The following is a 16,606-nucleotide window of genomic DNA, read 5'->3' as shown; positions in this document are numbered from 1 at the left end:
CGTCTCCTTCAAAAAGAAATATGACTGATTGTATCATGTTTCTTTACTTAGTGAAGAGTCTCACGAGGTGGCAGGACAAGGACTTGGCAACTGAAGGCTTCAATCCGGTCGAGCAACCGTTCAATTTTGAGCGGGTTTTCCGTCTGCGCAAAGCTGGCCAGTGAATGGGTTCCGTTTGGAAACGAAAACAACCGGACATCCGCCCCCACATCGGCTCCTTTTTCAATGAAATGCAGCGCCTGCGTAAAGGGAACAATCGGATCTTTTTTTCCGTGCAACAGCATGATCGGCGGTGAATCGGCGGTCAAATGAGTTGCGGGTGAGACACGCGTCATGAGTGCACGCCATTCTTCCCGTCCTCCTCCATAAAATTTGATGTGGGCAATCCAGGTCTGGATGAACTTGAATAATAAGAAGTTCGTTGGTGGATACAAGGCGATGACGCCGCTGATCAGCGGGAGTTGCTCCGCTTTCTGATCACCGATGAACTCCATCGGCGCCAAGGCGGTCGTCAACATCAACGCTGCACCGGCCGAATCCCCCCAAAGGACCATTCGTCCCCGTGCAATCCGCAGATTATCTGCTTCCTGATTTAAAAAACAAAGGGCGTCGCGTACGTCTTCCAAATTATCCGGGAAGTAACTGCCGTCTTCAAACAACCGGTAATCGATACTGCAAACAGCGATGCCAAGCTCTAAAAAACGTTCCACGATCGGTGTAAAACAAAAGAGATCATCACGGCTTCCTCTGACAAACGCTCCACCATGTGCATAAATGGCCACCGGAAACGGTCCTTCACCGACCGGATAGTACAGATCCAGTTTAAGCTCCTTCTCGCCGATCGTTTTATACAAAACGGTCCTTGGAGCCAGTTGGGTTTCCGCAAGCGGAAGCGCCGGTTCCGTCCACCGTAAAAGAGCACCGTAATTGTTCCAGATGCTCGCACCGGCAGCAGCCGTCGTCAAAAGCGCAGCCCCTCCCATCAACCATGCTGTTTCCCGTCTCACCTCATCACCTCCGGGCATACTCACGATTTTTAATCTTATTAGTCTTTTACCCCATTTTTTTAGAAGTCGAACTTCTTCCCGCTCTTGTACTTGACGCTTTGTTTTGGATTCGTTATAGTGAAAAGGTTCAAATCGGAATAATTACGTTTTAATACTTCTTGGAGGTTTTACACATATGAAAAAGTTAATTCCCGCTTTAACGGTCGCGTTCGCGAGCGCCACTTTCCTCGCTGCCTGCGGATCATCTGATTCAGGTTCGAATCAAGATGCCGCCGACCAAAAACTCAACGTATATACATCAACGTTCGCCACAGCGGCGATTGCCAAAGAAATCGGCGGCGCTGATGTCGATGTCAAGATGATCGTCCCTCCCGGTGCCGATCCCCATTCGTATGAACCGACCTCAAAACAACTGACAGAAATCGCACAAGGTGATCTGTTCCTCTTGACCGGAACGACGCTTGAGCCGTACTCAGAAAAAATCAAAGCCAGTCTCAAAGGAAACGATGTCCAGTTCATCGAGACAAGTAAAGGCATCGATTTGCTTGAAGCGAGCGCCACGGTACACGTTCATGGAGAGGCAGACGAACACGACGAAGAACATGCTCATGAAGACGAGCACGCAGAAGATGAGCATGCAGAAGAAGGACACGATCATGGCAAGTACGATCCGCACGTCTGGCTTGATCCGAACAATGCCAAAATGATGGCCCAATCGATTTCGACGGCGTTGGCAAAAGAAGTACCGGACAAAAAAGCGACGTTCGAAAAAAATCTGGCTGAATTTGATACGCAGGCAGATGAGCTCGATCAAAACTTACAGCAAGCAGTTGCTGACGGCTCCAAAAAAGAACTGCTCGTGACACATGCCGCTTATGGGTATTTAGCAGAACGCTACGGATTTTCTCAACTGCCGATCGCTGGCATCTCACCGTCTGACGAGCCTTCGCAAAAAGAACTGGCTTCCCTCGTCAAAGAAGCCAAGCTGCACGACTTAAAATATGTTGCGTTTGAAGAGACGGTTTCCCCAAAAGTCGCCCGGGTCATCCAACAAGAAATCGGAGCTGAAGCCATCACGATTCATAACTTGGAATCCGTCACAAAAGAACAACAAGACGCTTCTTATTTTGACTTGATGAATGAAAATGTCACGACACTCAAAAAAGCACTGCAGTGAAGTAGTGTTGACATGCATTAAAAGATACGTTACGGTAGAAAACGTATTTCAGACAATTAAATGACTTCTTTTTATCGCGAGAGACGGAGGGACTGGCCCAATGATGTTTCGGCAGCGGACGATTGAATCGTACTGTGCCAAATCCAGCAAGCTACGGCTTGAGAGATAAGAAGAGCGTCTTTTTCAGTAAAGACCTCCTTCTTTCTTGCGAAGGAGTCTTTTTTTGTACATGCAGAAATGGAGTGATTTTATGAACGAGACGATTACACCAAACAAATGGGCCCTTCTACCATTACTTGTCTTTTTGGTCCTCTTTATCGGTGCCGGCATCTTTTATGACGACTTTTATAAGTTCCCGATTCTGATTGCCGCATTGATTGCCTTGATTTTTGCTGCCGTGACGACCAAAGGCAGTATCAATCAAACCGTTGAACGGATTGCGACGGGTGCCGGAAATCCGGACATCATGATCATGGTCTTTATTTTCTTACTCGCCGGTGCGTTTTCCGGAACAGCGGATGCGATCGGCGCCATCGAAGCGACCGTCAACGCTTCGCTGACATTTTTACCGCCGTCTCTCTTAATGAGCGGATTGTTCATCATCGCTGCCTTCATCTCGATGGCGATGGGGACTTCAACCGGTACGATTGCGGCACTTGCCCCGATCGCACTTGGTATTCACGAAGCGACCGGTGTCAATGTCGCCATCGCAGCTGCCGCCGTCGTTGGGGGCGCGATGTTCGGGGACAACTTGTCGTTTATCTCCGATACGACGATTGCAGCGGTCCGCACGCAAAAAACCAATATGCGTGATAAATTCCGAACGAACTTCCTGATTGTGCTTCCGGCAGCAATTTTGACCGTCATCATTTTGGCATTCGTTTCAGGTGCCGGAGATGTCGTCGACGCAAAGGCCTTCGAGTTTTATAAACTGATTCCGTATCTGTCCGTCATCGTCTTGGCCTTGTTCGGTGTCAACGTCATCCTCGTCTTGATCGGCGGAACCGCCTTGACAGGAATCATCGGTATGCTCGACGGCAGCTTCGGTTTAAGTGGATTCGTGCTGTCGATGTCCGAAGGATTAATGGGCATGGCTGAAATTTCGATTTTGACATTACTGATGGGTGGTCTTGTCAGTCTGATCACCTTTAACGGCGGTATCGCCTACCTGAAAGAAACATTGACTCGAAAAATCACGCAACGCCGCGGCGCAGAGTTCAGCATGGCTGCGCTTGTCGGAGCGACAAACCTCGCGACGGCAAACAATACGATTTCGATTCTTGTGGCTGGACCACTCGCAGCGGAGATCGCGGATACGTATGACATCGACCGGAAGAAGTCGGCCAGCATTCTCGACATCTTCTCGTGTGGGGTTCAAGGAATCATCCCATACGGCGCCCAGTTGCTGATTGCGGCGGAGTTGACGAAAACGGCTTCTCCGGAGCTGATTCCGTATCTGTTCTATCCATTCTTATTGTTCGTGTGCGGATCCCTTGCGATTCTTTTCGGATTCCCGCGCCGGAAAAATACTGCCGTCCGCAAAGAAAATATTTCGTAAAACAAACAAGTCCGGCCGCCTGCAACGCGACCGGACTTGTTTTTGATTATTTTTTCTTCTGTTCTTGCCGGTTAAGAATGAAATACGCGATGGCTGGAAGCGGGAACTGAACGAGCCCCGCGCCACCCCACACCCACGGATTACGCCCGGTTTTACGGGCGCCAAGGAATAGGAAAGTCGCTTGAGCGCCTAACAGCGTCGCCAGTCCGGCCCACACTCCTTTTGGTACGTTTTTAACGGATCGTGCCATGATTTTACACCTCACTTCATGTATGGATATACCCACTTTGTTCGCTCTCTAACAGCTTACCTCCTGCTTTGAGCGTCTAAACAGACGTGATTCTGAGTTCATGCTAAACTAAACGAGCAATTCCATATTCTAGTTTCATTGAAGGAGGAGTATATACATGCAATACGCAAAACTTTCAAATGGTGTCACGATTCCACAGATCGGATTCGGAGTCTGGCAAGTCGACGAAGAGACGGAAGCACCGGCTGCCGTCGCAGAAGCGATTCGTGTCGGTTACCGTCATATTGATACGGCTGCCGTGTACAAAAACGAACGTGGTGTCGCCAAAGGAATCAAAGAAAGCGGCGTGAACCGTGAAGATCTCTTCTTAACGTCTAAAGTATGGAACGATGATATTCGTGCCGGACGCACTAAAGAAGCTTTCGCTGAGTCACTCGAACGATTAGAGACCGATTATCTGGACCTCTATTTGATTCACTGGCCGGTCGAAGGGTACATTGAAGCATGGAAAGCGATGGTTGAGCTTTACGAAGCTGGAAAAATCAAAGCGATTGGTGTTTCGAACTTCAAGGAACATCACCTCGATACACTGGCTGAAGAAGGATTGATGACACCAATGATCAATCAGGTGGAACTTCATCCGCAACTTCCGCAACACGAACTGCATGAATATCTACAGGACCACAGCATCCAAGTCGAGGCGTGGAGCCCGCTCATGCAAGGGAAATTCCTTGAAATCAATGACTTTAAGGAAATTGCCGAAAAACATGGTAAATCTCCTTCACAAGTCGTCTTGCGTTGGCATTTGGATAACGGCATCGTCGCTCTTCCAAAATCGGTCACACCTGAACGGATTGCGGAAAACTTTGATGTCTTTGATTTCCAACTCGATGCGGACGATCTCGAGAAGATTGATCGTTTGGCAACAGATGTCCGTCTTGGACCAGATCCGGATGAAATCGACTTTTAAGCACTGCCCTTAAAAATAGGCTGACGCTTTAGAACGATTGCTTTATGAAGAGGGGTGGCAGATTTATCTGCCACCCCTCTCTTCTCGTTAATCAGGAATCACTCGCTTCACGCAGCTTCTACACGATGTCTCGTTTGAGGAACGTGCGTGAAAGAACGCGTGATTCCTTTTTTTTCGTGGTCATTACCGCGCTATACATAATAGACAAGAATCGTCTCTTCTGCTTCTTCTGCCTGACGGAAATAAGCGCGCAAGTCACCGAACTGCTCCCATACCGTATCAAATTCTCCTTGCCGCCCCGCTTCCCGGTAAATCACTTCAAGCGCCTGTCGGTCAAAATTCCGCATCACCTCGGAAGAAATGATTAAGAGCGGTAAAGGAAGGATGCCGACGATCGCCGCATGATCTTCATTGACGATTAACTCTTCCCCGACGATTGCCCGCCCCAGATTGTAATGGGTTTCTTGATCAATGAAAATATCGATTTGACTCATCAATTGGTACAACGGTGTTGTTTCTTCGAGCGCAAACAACTGTTCATGGTCGGGCTGTGTTTCATGGATGAACAAAATCCAGTCCATGATGATGTGCGGATCATCACCAAAAGAATCCCAAACGGCATCTGCGACTCGGACATAATGAACATTTTCCATCCTCCCCCTCCTTCCGACCGTTTTTTTTAGTATTCCCATTTTCTCACCTGTTTAATGATGATTCGTGAAATCCAAAGACAAAAAAAGAGGATCAGATTGCTCTGACCCTCAGTTCATTACATTGCTTTTTCTTTTGTATCGTCATCTTGCCATGCTTCAAGCGTTTCTTTCCCAGGAAGATTCGGAATCGAATCCTTATGGAAACGAGGATCTTGACCGTTTCGACGTTGAACGAGGTAATCATCCAGTGCCAATTTGGCAATTTTCGATAACCGGAAAATCGCATACAGATTGACGATTGCCATCAGTCCCATAAAGATATCGGCCAGTGCCCAGACCAGTCCGGCTGTCTGAACCAACGAACCAAATACGACCATTCCTAAAACAATCACCCGGTAGATCGTCATCAACGTTTTGTTGTCATTGATGAAGCTGATGTTCGACTCACCGTAATAATAGTTTCCGACAATCGAGCTGAATGCAAACAAGAAAATCGCAAGTGCCATGAATCCAGTCGCAAGCGATCCCACTTGTGAAGCAAGTGCTCCTTGTGCCAAATCGATTCCGGCAACCGGTTCTCCACTCGCATCTTTTGTCGCAACACCACTGACCAAGACGATCATCGCGGTTGCCGAACAGACCAACAACGTATCAACGAATACCGCAAACGATTGGATCAAACCCTGTTTGACCGGGTGCGATACTTCTGCCGTCGCAGCGGCGTTAGGGGCTGACCCCATCCCTGCTTCGTTTGAGAAGAGACCACGACGGATTCCGTTTAAGACCGCTGCTCCGATCGCTCCACCTGCAAGCGTTTTGAATTCAAGCAATCCTTCTTGGAAAATCAAACCGAAGACGCTTGGTAAGACTTCAAGGTTCGTTACCATGATGTACAGGGCGATTAAAATGTAACCACCCGCCATGATCGGGACGAGAAACGCTGAGACCGTCGCGATACTGCGGACACCACCGAAGATGACGAGTGCCGTCAATACGACAAGTCCGACCGTGATCCATGTCTTATCGATGCCATACTGACTTTGAAGTGACAGTGAGATCGTATTCGACTGCACCGAGTTAAAGACAAATCCAAAAGCGATTGTGATCAAAACGCTGAAGACCACTCCGAGCCAACGTTGTCCGAGTGCTTTTTCCATGTAATAGGCCGGACCACCACGCCATGCTTTATCATCGCGCACTTTATAGATCTGCGCCAACGTACTTTCGACGAAGGCAGAGGCCGATCCGATTAAAGCGATCAACCACATCCAGAAGACGGCACCGGGTCCACCCAGCGCGATCGCTGTCGCGACACCGGCAATGTTTCCGGTTCCGACGCGTGCTGCCGTACTGATGGCGAACGCTTGGAACGGCGAAACACCGTCTTTTCCTTTATCTGTTCCTTGGAACAACAGGCGAAGCATTTCCGGAATCATCCGAAATTGGACGAATCCCATCCGAATCGTAAAATAAATGCCTAACCCGACTAATAGAATGATGAGAACGCTCGACCATAATACATCGTTGATATTACTGACTAACTCCATGAATTGTTTTTCCACGTGTCTTCCTCCTCATTAAACGTTCCATCATGTAACCTTTTTTCACATGTGTTCTATGATACGAAAATAATTTCAGAAAATCAAATTCATTTTCTTCTTTTAAATCGTTCAAGTGCACAAAAAATCACAAAACCTCACATCCAATGTTAGGTTTAACGTAAAAAACAAACCTCCGTAGAGGGGAGGCTTGTTGAGGACATCTCTATTATTTAACAATCGAATATCAGATGAACAGATTGAGGTTGGCGTCATCTGTCGCGCCAAGATAACTTGCGACACCGCCATAATCGATGTCATCCAACAATTCTTCTTTTTTGATTCCCATGATGTCCATCGACATCGTGCAGGCGATCATCCGAACTCCTGCGGCCTGTGCTTTCGCCATCATCGTCTCAAGAGCATCCACTTGTTTGTCCTTCATGACTTTTTTCATCATTTTTTGACCAGCCCCGCCCATATTCATGTTCGAGAGCGGTAGATCACCGGCATGTTTCGGCATCATCATGCCCATCATCCGTTCCATCGGTGCTTTCTCAACGGATGGTGCGTCCGGTTTCCGAATGACATTCAGTCCCCAGAACGTAAAGAACATCGTCACTTGTTTGCCCATCGCTTGAGCACCTTGCGCGATGACGAACGATGCAAGTGCTTTATCGAGGTCTCCGCTGAAGACGACCATCGTCGCATCGTCCGCTTTCGTGACGTCAGACTGGACCGGCGCGGCCGTTGCCGTTCCTTTTTCAAGCAAGACTTCGACGATTCCCTTGTTCATTTCCGCCGTATGGACGGTATGACCGAGCTTATGTGCCCACGCTTGAACATCCGGCAGGAATCCGGGATCCGATGCTTTGATGAACACTTGATCGCCATCCTGAAGTTGATCCATCTTCGTTTTTAATTCCACAATCGGACCCGGGCATTGGAGACCGCATGTATCCAGTAACGTAATCTGCTCTTTTGTTGCTCGTTTCGGCTCACTTTTCGTAATCGTCACTGCTGTTTCCTCCCGTACTTGGCTTCTCGCTTCACGGTCACGGTTGACCGTTGCCCATGTCTTGTAACCGCCACTTAGATTTTTGACATCAAAACCATGTTGTTTGAGTAACTGACTCGCGACATATCCGCGTAATCCGACTTGGCACGTCACGTAAATCGGTTGATCTTTCGGCAGTTCCTCCAGCGACTGACGTAATGTCGGCAAGGAAATGTTAACGGATCCCGGAATCGAACCGAGTTCATTCTCAGACGGTTCCCGGACGTCTAGCAATAAACCACCGTTCGCGACAATCTGATCAATCTCGTGCCAATGGACGTTTTCACTGTCGCCAAGTACGATATTCGAAGCAATGTAACCGGCCATATTGACGGGATCTTTGGCTGAACTGTATGGAGGAGCGTAGGACAGTTCCAAATCCGGAAGATCGAGAACTGTCAGACCGCCTTTGATCGCTGTCGCCAAGACATCGATTCGTTTTTCGACACCGGTCATCCCGATCGCCTGTGCGCCGAAAATCGTTCCGTCGACCGGATCAAACAACAGCTTCATCGAAATCGGACTGGCGCCCGGATAATATCCGGCGTGCGAACCGGGATGCAGATGAACCGCTTCATACCGGCGTCCGGACTGACGAAGACGTTTTTCATTGACACCGGTTGAAGCGACCGTCAAATCAAAGACTTTTGCGACTGCCGTGCCAAGTGTTCCTGTATACCGGACGTCTCGCCCATTGATGATATCGGCGACGAGGCGCCCTTGACGGTTGGCCGGCCAAGCAAGCGGAACGTGGACCGGTTCGCCTGTAATATAGTCTTTGACCTCGATGGCATCCCCGATCGCAAAGATCGAAGGATCGGATGTCCGCAGTGTCTCATCGACTTGGATCGTTTGTTTGATTCCGAGCTCAAGTCCGGCATCTGCCGCTAGATTACTTTCCGGCATAACGCCGATCGACAGAATATTCATATCCGTCTGAATCACTTTTCCACTCGTCAACACGACACGTGTACCGGCCTCTTCGAAGCGGGCCACGCCGTCCGATAAGATCAAGTCGACCCCTTTCGCCCGGAGGTGCTCATGAACGATTGCTGCCATCTCCGGATCCACCGGTGCCATGACTTGGTCCGCCATCTCAATCAGTGTCACTCGTGCCCCACGCTCGACTAAGTTTTCCGCCATCTCAAGACCGATAAATCCTCCGCCGATGACGGTTGCATGAGACGGACGGGCTTCGTCGACATACTGACGCATCTTGTCGGTATCCGGAATGTTCCGTAGCGTAAAGACATTTTCCGCTTCCTCCAGCCCCGGAATGCCCGGTCGGATTGGTTTTGCTCCCGGTGACAAAATCAACTGGTCGTATGTTTCTTCATATTCTTCTCCGGTATCGACTTTCCGAATGATCAAGGTTTTTTGTTCACGATTGATTTGAATCGCTTCAGACAGATTTCGGACATCCAGATTAAACCGTGCGTTCATTCCTTCAGGAGTCTGAACCAACAGTTTATTTCGGTCTTTAATGATGTCACCGATATAATAGGGTAGACCGCAGTTCGCAAAAGAAATTTCCTTCCCCCGTTCCAACAGGATAATTTCCGCCGTTTCATCCAATCGGCGCAACCGTGCTGCCGCCGTCGCCCCACCAGCTACTCCACCTACAATGATCGTTTTCATTCCGTCTTCCTCCTTGAGTAGAATCCATTATGGTCTATGTGTACCAATATACCCATTCAGGTATACCTTTTCAAGTTATCTGTTCGTTCATTCACAAAGATGTCTTACCTTAAAATGAAAATGTTCCTTTGAGGATAACGGACATTAGTTGCAATTCCATCTAAAATGCTTGAAACTGAGATTACAGTATTTATAAGGGGGATTTAATCATGGACCAGGATCGTAACTCAAAAGACACGAACGATAACAAAGTCACACCGATCAACCAAAACAGTCAGCCGGAAACAAATGAAAACGGGGTAACGGCTGTGCAACAACAATATCTGGAAGAGTTCCAAGCGTTCTTAGTCGAAAAAGGTATCCCAATGGAAGCACGTGAGAATGAAACACACGTCTTCTTCATGACACAGGAAAAAACGCCGGCAGGCGCTGAACCGATGATGATGATCGTCTTCAGTAAAACAGCGACCGACGTTGAACTGTTTGCGCGGACGATTACACACGTACCAGACGGTGTTGAGGATCTTCCAATCTTAAATGCCATCAACGACTTTAACCAAGAATTCAAATACTTCCGCGTTGTCCTCGACAGCGATCGTGACGTCACAATCGCTTCGACGATCGATTTGGATCACGGCTTTAATCCGGCAGCAATTTTCGGACACTCGGTCATGATGTTCCAAGCATCGGATGAAGTCTTCAGCTACCTCACGAAACTGTATGACCAAGTTCAGTAAAATATCACCTTAAAATGGCTTCCGAGATACCTCGGAAGCCATTTTTTTCATTTTGAAGTTCAATTGACAATGAGAATTATTCTCGCTATAGTTAGATTTGTGAAAACGACATCATTTATCGATATTTATTTATATTCTGGGGGAATCAATCATGAAAAAACGGTTAAAAGTAGCTTCACTTTTCATTACAGCAGGACTTCTTGCGGCTTGCGGCAACGCGGAAGAAACAACAACGGCTCCGAAAAAAGAAAAAACGGAGCAAACGTCTGAAACAAAAACAGATGCGGGGATCGCAGCGACAACTTTAAAAGATGAACTGACAATCTTCAGTTCCATCAAGGCAGAGCTCGACAAAGCAAAAGAAGGCCAAGCCATCGACTGGAAAATGGTCACGACGAGTTATGAATCGAAATTAAAAGGCGGCGTCACGACGGCTGCTCCTGAAATTGAAGAAGTCATCAGTTCCGCATTAGCGGGTGTCGAATCAAAAGAACTGGATGAGAACGTTGCCCGTCAACTCGTGGACAAAGGCATTCAGTCTTACTTCTATAAACTCCAAAAATCGACACAAGCGACAGCAGAAGAAGCCGTTGCTGCCGGTAAAACCGACGAAGCGACTGCTGCATTAAACGATATCAAGGACATGTCCGAGACAGTCTTCATCCCGACTGCAGAAAAGCGTGATGCGAGTTACGGCTTTAAAAATGAAGAAGCGATTGCTCAAGCAATCTCATCCGGCTTAACGGCACAAGAGGAAGCGATCGCTGCGAAAAACGTCGCGGACTTTAACGTCGCGAAACAGTTGACGGATAAATCAATCTACCGTTCGTTCTACCTTGCCGCTCTCGGATACGCTCAAAAAATCGAGGATGGCGTCAAAGCCGGAACGGATGAAAAAGAATTACAGATGGAGCAAGCGGAAGGATACGGTTTCTTACTTGCCATCGAGGAATCACTGGCCGGTGGAGATGAAGAAGCGGTTGCGAAATTAAAAGACCTCTATGACTTCTCAAAAACAAAACCAGAGGGTGTCAAGTTCAAAGAAGTGGAAAGCTTATTCGCCAAAGCATTAACGGAAAAGATTGACGGCTACCATGAAGAAACACAAGAAGCACTTGAGAAAAAAGATGTCGATACGGCACGGGTCGAGGCGATGGAAGCAAACATGTTCGTCATCGCAATGAAACCGACACTTGAGAGCCGTCTCGGTAAAGAACAAGCCAGCACGGTCTTGTCGGACGCCAACGCTTGGTATGCCCTTGTCGAAAAAGGCGACCTGAAAGCCGAAACGACAGGTGATAAAATCGTTGACGCCTTAGAGCCACTCAACTAATAATCGATTGGAATCGGAGGAACGCGACATGCAGATCGGAATTACAGGAGGCGCGGGTTTCATCGGATCCGCTCTTGCACTTCGGCTTCACGCCAGCGGTCATACTGTAAGTGTCATCGATGCCTTCACGGATTATTATGACGTCGAACTGAAACTGGAGCGGGCTCGTCTTTTGCAACAGAACGGGATCGAGGTGTTTGAAGGAAACGTGCATGAGGATCTGCCGACTTGGTTCGGCAGTCACTCCTTTGCCGCTGTATTTCATCTCGCCGCTTTGCCCGGCGTCCCCGGTTCGTTACAGGAACCGCATCGGTACATCGAGGATGATATCGCGATGACGGTGACCGTCCTCGAAGCAGCGCGCACATATGCCATTCCGCATCTGTTTTTCGCTTCTTCTTCCTCCGTCTACGGGGAACAAACGGGTGCCCTGTTGGAACATCAAGCAACCGGACAGGTGATGAGTCCCTATGCCGCAGCCAAGTACAGTGCGGAAACCTTTTGTCAGGCTTATCAGAATCTGTATGGTTTACAAATCGGGATCTTCCGCTTCTTCACTGTCTACGGCCCTGCCGGACGACCTGACATGGCATTGTATCGATTCATTGAACAGGCGCTACGCGGTCAACCGTTGACCGTTTTCGGTGACCCGATTCGGGATTTCACTTATATCGACGACATCACACGGGGAATGGAGCAAGCCCTGCAAGCACAGGCAACCGGTATTTTCAATCTTGGTGCCAACCGTCCGGAATCGGTGCGCGACGCCGCGGCGATGCTCGGGGAACGGTTTGACGTGCCGGTGGCATTTGCTCCCGCCCGGGCGGGAGATGTCTCAATGACATGGAGTAACACCGATGCGGCAAGGCAGACGTTCGGTTATGTTCCCTCCGTCACGCTCGCTGATGGAATGGAACGGATGATCACATGGCATCGAGATCGTCTGTGATACGTGGAGCTGCGGGCGTCGTTCTGACGTTGGCAGCTCTTTTTTTACTCGTCCGTTTTGGTCTCGAACTGCCTGTTGTGTATGACTATCTCCAAACCCTGTTGACGTCGCCCTGGACAGTGGCCGCTACCGTCACCTACGCTTTCGCTTTTTATTTACGTGCACGCGCTTGGCGGACGGCGGACGAAAAAAATGCGTCTACCGCGGTTTACCTAACGAGTCTGTATCTTGGTCTGGCAATCAATCACCTCTCCCCCGTCAAGGTAGGAGAAGCGGTTCGCCTGCTGACGGCGCGAGCGATCGGCAGTCCGATGAAGCGGACGACGGCGATTTTTGTCGCCCAACGCGGCATCGACCTATCCGTACTCGGTCTTTTTGTCGCTGCCGGGTTATTATTAGGACAGACGATGTGGGTCGCCGGGCTTGCGTTTGCCGGTGGTCTGCTCGCCTTGTTGCTGGTCCGGAGATGGATCAGCAAGATGTCTTCCTTGATTGGATACGGGGCGGCGGCGTGGCTGTGTGAAGCAGTGGCTGTTTTTTGTCTCTTGCAAGGTGCGGATGCCGACATCACCTTTCCGCTTGTCCTCGTCGCGATGAGTGCCGGAGTCTTGTCCGGAATCGCCCAGTTTACCCCTGGTGGACTCGGAACGTATGAACTTGCGATGGGAACGGTCCTGCAACTTGCGGGTGTGGCCAACCCGTACGAGCTCGCCTTGATGACGCATCTCTTTAAATATGCGTTTGCATTTTTAGCGCCGGTTTATGTACTCATCCGCCATTTCCCGATTGTTACATTACTGTTCACCCAGTTTAAGAAGCACGATACGAAAGGATGACCTGCATGAAAAGTGCTTCCCGTTTTGAAAAAGTTGCCGCACGGATGTGGAACTTATTGAATGAAGGCAAACCCTTCACACCGATTTTTACGATCGGTGTGTTTCTCAGCTATCTGATTTTGACGCAAGGCTCACTCAGCGGTGTCGGCTTCGGCTTCCTGATGACCCTGCCGCTGCTCGTCTTATATTGGAAGTTTGATTTTCCGTTGTTCTTACGGAATTATCTTTGGCTTCCGTTGATCGTCTGGTTATTCATCGAAGGAACGGACACGCGTCTCCTGCCGCTGTTTGCGTATGGAGCCGGTCTTTATTTCTTCTTCACCGTCTTTTTCTGGGGGACGATCTATTATCACCTCCGGATCGGGACCAACTGGCTCAACTTCACACGTTTTTGGAAACTGGTCCTTAAAAACAGTGACTCGACGAGCGGAAATGCCCAAGAACAGCTGCCGAAAGTCGGACTTTTACTCGCGTATTGGCAAACCGCTTCAATCGAACAAACACTGGATTGGTCCTATCTTTGGTTTCCGCTTGGGCTGTTCCTGTTCGCCTGGATCCTCCATCACTACCTGTTCGACTGGAAACCGAAGCTGCCGATCGAATCAACCGTCGATGCACCGATTCCGACATCACAGAAAGTCTATGTCCTGATCGTCGACGGCATGCGGAAAGATCGCTACATGGCGGCGAACACGCCGTTTCTCGAACGTCTCCGCCAAGAAGGAACGGAGTATACGAACATGGAGACCGTCTACCCGGCTCGAACGGTCGTCTGTTTCAGTTCCATGTTCACCGGAGCCCGTCCGGAAGAACACGGTATCCATTCGAACATGGTCTGGAATACGACAGGGGTCAAAACCGATACGGTCTTTGACCGGTTGCGCGACTTCGGGAAAATCGGTAAGATTCTTGGAATCGCTCATCTCGTCGATGCTTTTGGTGCCAAAGACGTTCATACCGTGACAGCCGTCATGCATAACGATGTCGCGGACCGCAACATCGTCGATCGCGCCAAACAAATCGTCCAGCAAGAAGATCCGGACTTACTGGCGATTCAATTGATCGGCACCGATCAGACCGGCCACAGCCGCGGCACCCTGTATTCCGAATACGTCCAGAAAATCGAAGAGGCCGATGCCTTACTGGCTGAATTTTGCGAAGAACTGGACCGGCTCGGCAAGCTCGACGATGCAACACTGATTGTCATGGCGGATCACGGACAAGCCGACGGGATCGGCGGTCATGGTCATCTCGATGAAGGAGAACGGTTTGTTCCGTTTTGGATGTACGGCAAACACGTCCATGCCGGTCTGAAAGTTGATACACACCGGCATATCCTGTCACTTGGACCAACGATTACGAAGTTGCTTGGTGCTGATATCCCGCACGACAGCCGCGGTGTCTTACTGACGGAAGCCTTTAAGGAGGAATCCTCATGAAAAAAATCGTCGTCTTTCTTCCGGCCCACAATGAAGAAGTCTCCTTGCCGCTTGTCTTAAAACGCATTCCGGCTGAAATCGATGGACTGCCTGTCGAAACGATCGTCATCGACGACGGATCTACTGATGCAACGTCCGAGATTGCCCGGCAACATGGAGCCCATGTCTATCGTTTTCCTAAAAATCGCGGGCTCGGAGCTGCCGTTCGGGAAGGACTGCTCCGGTCCTATGCCCATGGTGCGACTGTCGCCGTCATGATTGACGCCGATAACGAATATCCGGCGGATCAGATTCCCGACGTCGTCCGACCGATTCTTCTCGACGAGGCCGACTATGTGTTTGGTTCCCGTTTTCTCGGAACCGTCGACGGGATGCGCTTGTACCGGTATATCGGTAATCATGTCTTTACCTGGTTACAGTGCGTCTTATTAAAACGTCGGATTCACGATGGTCAAAGCGGCATGCGGGCCTTTTCCCGTGCGGCGTGTAAACATGCAGAAATCATCCACGACTATAACTATGCCCAAGTGCTGACACTGAATCTTGTTCGAAAAGGGTTCCGGCTGCAGGAAGTCCCGATTCGTTACCGTGTGCGGGAAGCCGGAAAGTCCTTTATTCGCTTTAACTATATCCAGCGCGTCCTCCCTGCGATTTACCGGGAATGGCGTCGCCCGATCGTCCCACTGTCGTCTGAAGAACGTTTTGAACGAAAGGAGCATCTCGGATGAGAAAACCGCTTTTCATCACCGTCATCGCCTTCTTGTTCCTGCTCACTACACCGTTGCCGGCATTCGCCTACAGCTACGGGGATCCAGGAAAAGAAGCTTTTGCGGAAGCTTACAAACAGTTTGAGGAACAGCTTGACCAAAACGATTACACGTTAGCCAAAGAAACCATCGATGCCTACGATAAGGAATTTACGCTCTACTTCCCGGAAGCAAAAGAAAAAATCGATGCGTCGTTAGAAAAGGAAGATGCCGATGCTGCCAAGCAAGCCTACCGGGTCGCTTTGCGTCAAAACATCGAACGTCGTCTGCACTTTGCACAGGAACAATTCGATGATTTCGGACAGGCCAAGTTGTTGCTCGCTAAAGCACGCGGCACGTACGATGTGCTCGCTCCTTACGTCAAAGAAAGTGAGGGTGCAAAGACAAGTGATTCATTGTATACTGCTTTTGATGATTCACTTGCGGCGCTTGGAAACCCCGGTTTGTTTGGAGTCGGGAAAAAAGCAAGCGATCGAAAAACATTTGATCAAAACATTAAACAGATTGAAGATACCGTCACCCCGCTGTTCGTTTTGCCGGGTGAAGAGAAGACCGGTGTCTTTGATGAAGAAGACTCGATTTTCGGTCAATCGTTTGGGACAGACGACATTTGGAAAACGGTCGCCATCAGTCTTGTCATCATCTTAATCGTCATCGTCATCATCGGTCAGCGTAAGAAACGACGCGCTCAATAAGG

Annotated in this window: 15 protein-coding genes and 1 riboswitch; of the genes, 10 read left to right on the top strand and 5 right to left on the bottom strand. The window is 49.3% G+C overall.

Annotated features, from left to right (window positions below; all coding sequences use genetic code 11):
* Positions 1-47: 47 nt before the first annotated feature.
* Complete coding sequence (locus D3D03_RS10250; RefSeq protein ID WP_026831795.1) at positions 48-1,007, bottom strand: alpha/beta hydrolase; 960 nt, start codon at positions 1,005-1,007, stop codon at positions 48-50.
* 175 nt (positions 1,008-1,182) lie between these two features.
* Here D3D03_RS10250 and D3D03_RS10245 point away from each other — a divergent pair, with 175 nt between their 5' ends.
* Entirely contained in the window at positions 1,183-2,184 is a 1,002-nt protein-coding gene (locus D3D03_RS10245) for a metal ABC transporter solute-binding protein, Zn/Mn family (RefSeq protein WP_119923503.1), read from the top strand.
* Between the two features lie 68 nt (positions 2,185-2,252).
* Positions 2,253-2,356, top strand: a riboswitch (SAM riboswitch).
* A 78-nt stretch (positions 2,357-2,434) separates the two neighbouring features.
* Positions 2,435-3,742, top strand: a complete 1,308-nt coding sequence (locus tag D3D03_RS10240) for a Na+/H+ antiporter NhaC family protein (protein ID WP_026831793.1) — start codon at positions 2,435-2,437, stop codon at positions 3,740-3,742.
* Positions 3,743-3,788: 46 nt separating this feature from the next.
* On the opposite strand, the gene D3D03_RS10235 is transcribed toward D3D03_RS10240, so the two are convergent.
* Positions 3,789-3,992, bottom strand: a complete 204-nt coding sequence (locus D3D03_RS10235) for a hypothetical protein (protein ID WP_035387561.1) — start codon at positions 3,990-3,992, stop codon at positions 3,789-3,791.
* Between the two features lie 157 nt (positions 3,993-4,149).
* On the opposite strand from D3D03_RS10235, the gene D3D03_RS10230 reads away from it, so the two are divergent.
* Positions 4,150-4,962, top strand: a complete 813-nt coding sequence (locus D3D03_RS10230; protein ID WP_026831792.1) for an aldo/keto reductase — start codon at positions 4,150-4,152, stop codon at positions 4,960-4,962.
* A 191-nt stretch (positions 4,963-5,153) separates the two neighbouring features.
* Here the strand turns inward: D3D03_RS10230 and D3D03_RS10225 are convergent, their stop codons facing one another.
* The 3 genes from D3D03_RS10225 to D3D03_RS10215 form a co-directional block, all read right to left on the bottom strand.
* Positions 5,154-5,615 carry a hypothetical protein gene (locus tag D3D03_RS10225; protein ID WP_028105493.1) on the bottom strand — a complete coding sequence of 154 codons (462 nt, stop codon included), beginning with the start codon at positions 5,613-5,615 and terminating at the stop codon, positions 5,154-5,156.
* 116 nt (positions 5,616-5,731) lie between these two features.
* Positions 5,732-7,177 (bottom strand): alanine/glycine:cation symporter family protein, encoded by a 1,446-nt coding sequence (locus tag D3D03_RS10220; RefSeq protein WP_119923502.1) that lies wholly within the window; start codon positions 7,175-7,177, stop codon positions 5,732-5,734.
* Positions 7,178-7,400: 223 nt separating this feature from the next.
* Positions 7,401-9,848: a CoA-disulfide reductase gene (locus D3D03_RS10215; RefSeq protein ID WP_119923501.1), complete on the bottom strand. Its 2,448-nt coding sequence runs from the start codon at positions 9,846-9,848 to the stop codon at positions 7,401-7,403.
* 209 nt (positions 9,849-10,057) lie between these two features.
* On the opposite strand from D3D03_RS10215, the gene D3D03_RS10210 reads away from it, so the two are divergent.
* The 7 genes from D3D03_RS10210 to D3D03_RS10180 all read left to right on the top strand — a co-directional run bounded on the left by D3D03_RS10210 (position 10,058) and on the right by D3D03_RS10180 (position 16,604).
* Positions 10,058-10,585, top strand: a complete 528-nt coding sequence (locus D3D03_RS10210; RefSeq protein ID WP_026831788.1) for a type III secretion system chaperone family protein — start codon at positions 10,058-10,060, stop codon at positions 10,583-10,585.
* 151 nt (positions 10,586-10,736) lie between these two features.
* Positions 10,737-11,918: a hypothetical protein gene (locus D3D03_RS10205; RefSeq protein WP_119923500.1), complete on the top strand. Its 1,182-nt coding sequence runs from the start codon at positions 10,737-10,739 to the stop codon at positions 11,916-11,918.
* Positions 11,919-11,946: 28 nt separating this feature from the next.
* Positions 11,947-12,867 carry an NAD-dependent epimerase/dehydratase family protein gene (locus D3D03_RS10200; protein ID WP_119923499.1) on the top strand — a complete coding sequence of 307 codons (921 nt, stop codon included), beginning with the start codon at positions 11,947-11,949 and terminating at the stop codon, positions 12,865-12,867.
* A complete protein-coding gene (locus tag D3D03_RS10195) occupies positions 12,864-13,703 on the top strand; it encodes a lysylphosphatidylglycerol synthase domain-containing protein (protein ID WP_233550684.1) in 840 nt (279 codons plus the stop codon). Before D3D03_RS10200 ends, D3D03_RS10195 begins: the two co-directional genes overlap by 4 nt.
* 5 nt (positions 13,704-13,708) lie before the next feature.
* Positions 13,709-15,142: an alkaline phosphatase family protein gene (locus D3D03_RS10190; RefSeq protein ID WP_119923497.1), complete on the top strand. Its 1,434-nt coding sequence runs from the start codon at positions 13,709-13,711 to the stop codon at positions 15,140-15,142.
* A complete protein-coding gene (locus tag D3D03_RS10185; protein WP_026831783.1) occupies positions 15,139-15,870 on the top strand; it encodes a glycosyltransferase family 2 protein in 732 nt (243 codons plus the stop codon). Before D3D03_RS10190 ends, D3D03_RS10185 begins: the two co-directional genes overlap by 4 nt.
* A complete protein-coding gene (locus D3D03_RS10180) occupies positions 15,867-16,604 on the top strand; it encodes a hypothetical protein (RefSeq protein WP_119923496.1) in 738 nt (245 codons plus the stop codon). Before D3D03_RS10185 ends, D3D03_RS10180 begins: the two co-directional genes overlap by 4 nt.
* Positions 16,605-16,606 lie beyond the last annotated feature (2 nt).

This window comes from Exiguobacterium sp. RIT452 (assembly GCF_003598705.1).
Taxonomy (GTDB): Bacteria; Bacillota; Bacilli; order Exiguobacteriales; family Exiguobacteriaceae; genus Exiguobacterium_A; species Exiguobacterium_A undae.
This window is presented reverse-complemented; position numbering and strand designations above follow the sequence as displayed.

What these genes read in the sequence shown, in the direction of transcription:
- D3D03_RS10235 (WP_035387561.1), bottom strand. Translation starts at nt 3,992, where the DNA reads ATGGCACGATCCGTTAAAAACGTACCAAAAGGAGTGTGGGCCGGACTG.
- D3D03_RS10230 (WP_026831792.1), top strand. Translation starts at nt 4,150, where the DNA reads ATGCAATACGCAAAACTTTCAAATGGTGTCACGATTCCACAGATCGGA.
- D3D03_RS10190 (WP_119923497.1), top strand. Translation starts at nt 13,709, where the DNA reads ATGAAAAGTGCTTCCCGTTTTGAAAAAGTTGCCGCACGGATGTGGAAC.
- D3D03_RS10215 (WP_119923501.1), bottom strand. Translation starts at nt 9,848, where the DNA reads ATGAAAACGATCATTGTAGGTGGAGTAGCTGGTGGGGCGACGGCGGCA.
- D3D03_RS10225 (WP_028105493.1), bottom strand. Translation starts at nt 5,615, where the DNA reads ATGGAAAATGTTCATTATGTCCGAGTCGCAGATGCCGTTTGGGATTCT.
- D3D03_RS10240 (WP_026831793.1), top strand. Translation starts at nt 2,435, where the DNA reads ATGAACGAGACGATTACACCAAACAAATGGGCCCTTCTACCATTACTT.
- D3D03_RS10185 (WP_026831783.1), top strand. Translation starts at nt 15,139, where the DNA reads ATGAAAAAAATCGTCGTCTTTCTTCCGGCCCACAATGAAGAAGTCTCC.
- D3D03_RS10180 (WP_119923496.1), top strand. Translation starts at nt 15,867, where the DNA reads ATGAGAAAACCGCTTTTCATCACCGTCATCGCCTTCTTGTTCCTGCTC.
- D3D03_RS10245 (WP_119923503.1), top strand. Translation starts at nt 1,183, where the DNA reads ATGAAAAAGTTAATTCCCGCTTTAACGGTCGCGTTCGCGAGCGCCACT.
- D3D03_RS10200 (WP_119923499.1), top strand. Translation starts at nt 11,947, where the DNA reads ATGCAGATCGGAATTACAGGAGGCGCGGGTTTCATCGGATCCGCTCTT.
- D3D03_RS10210 (WP_026831788.1), top strand. Translation starts at nt 10,058, where the DNA reads ATGGACCAGGATCGTAACTCAAAAGACACGAACGATAACAAAGTCACA.
- D3D03_RS10205 (WP_119923500.1), top strand. Translation starts at nt 10,737, where the DNA reads ATGAAAAAACGGTTAAAAGTAGCTTCACTTTTCATTACAGCAGGACTT.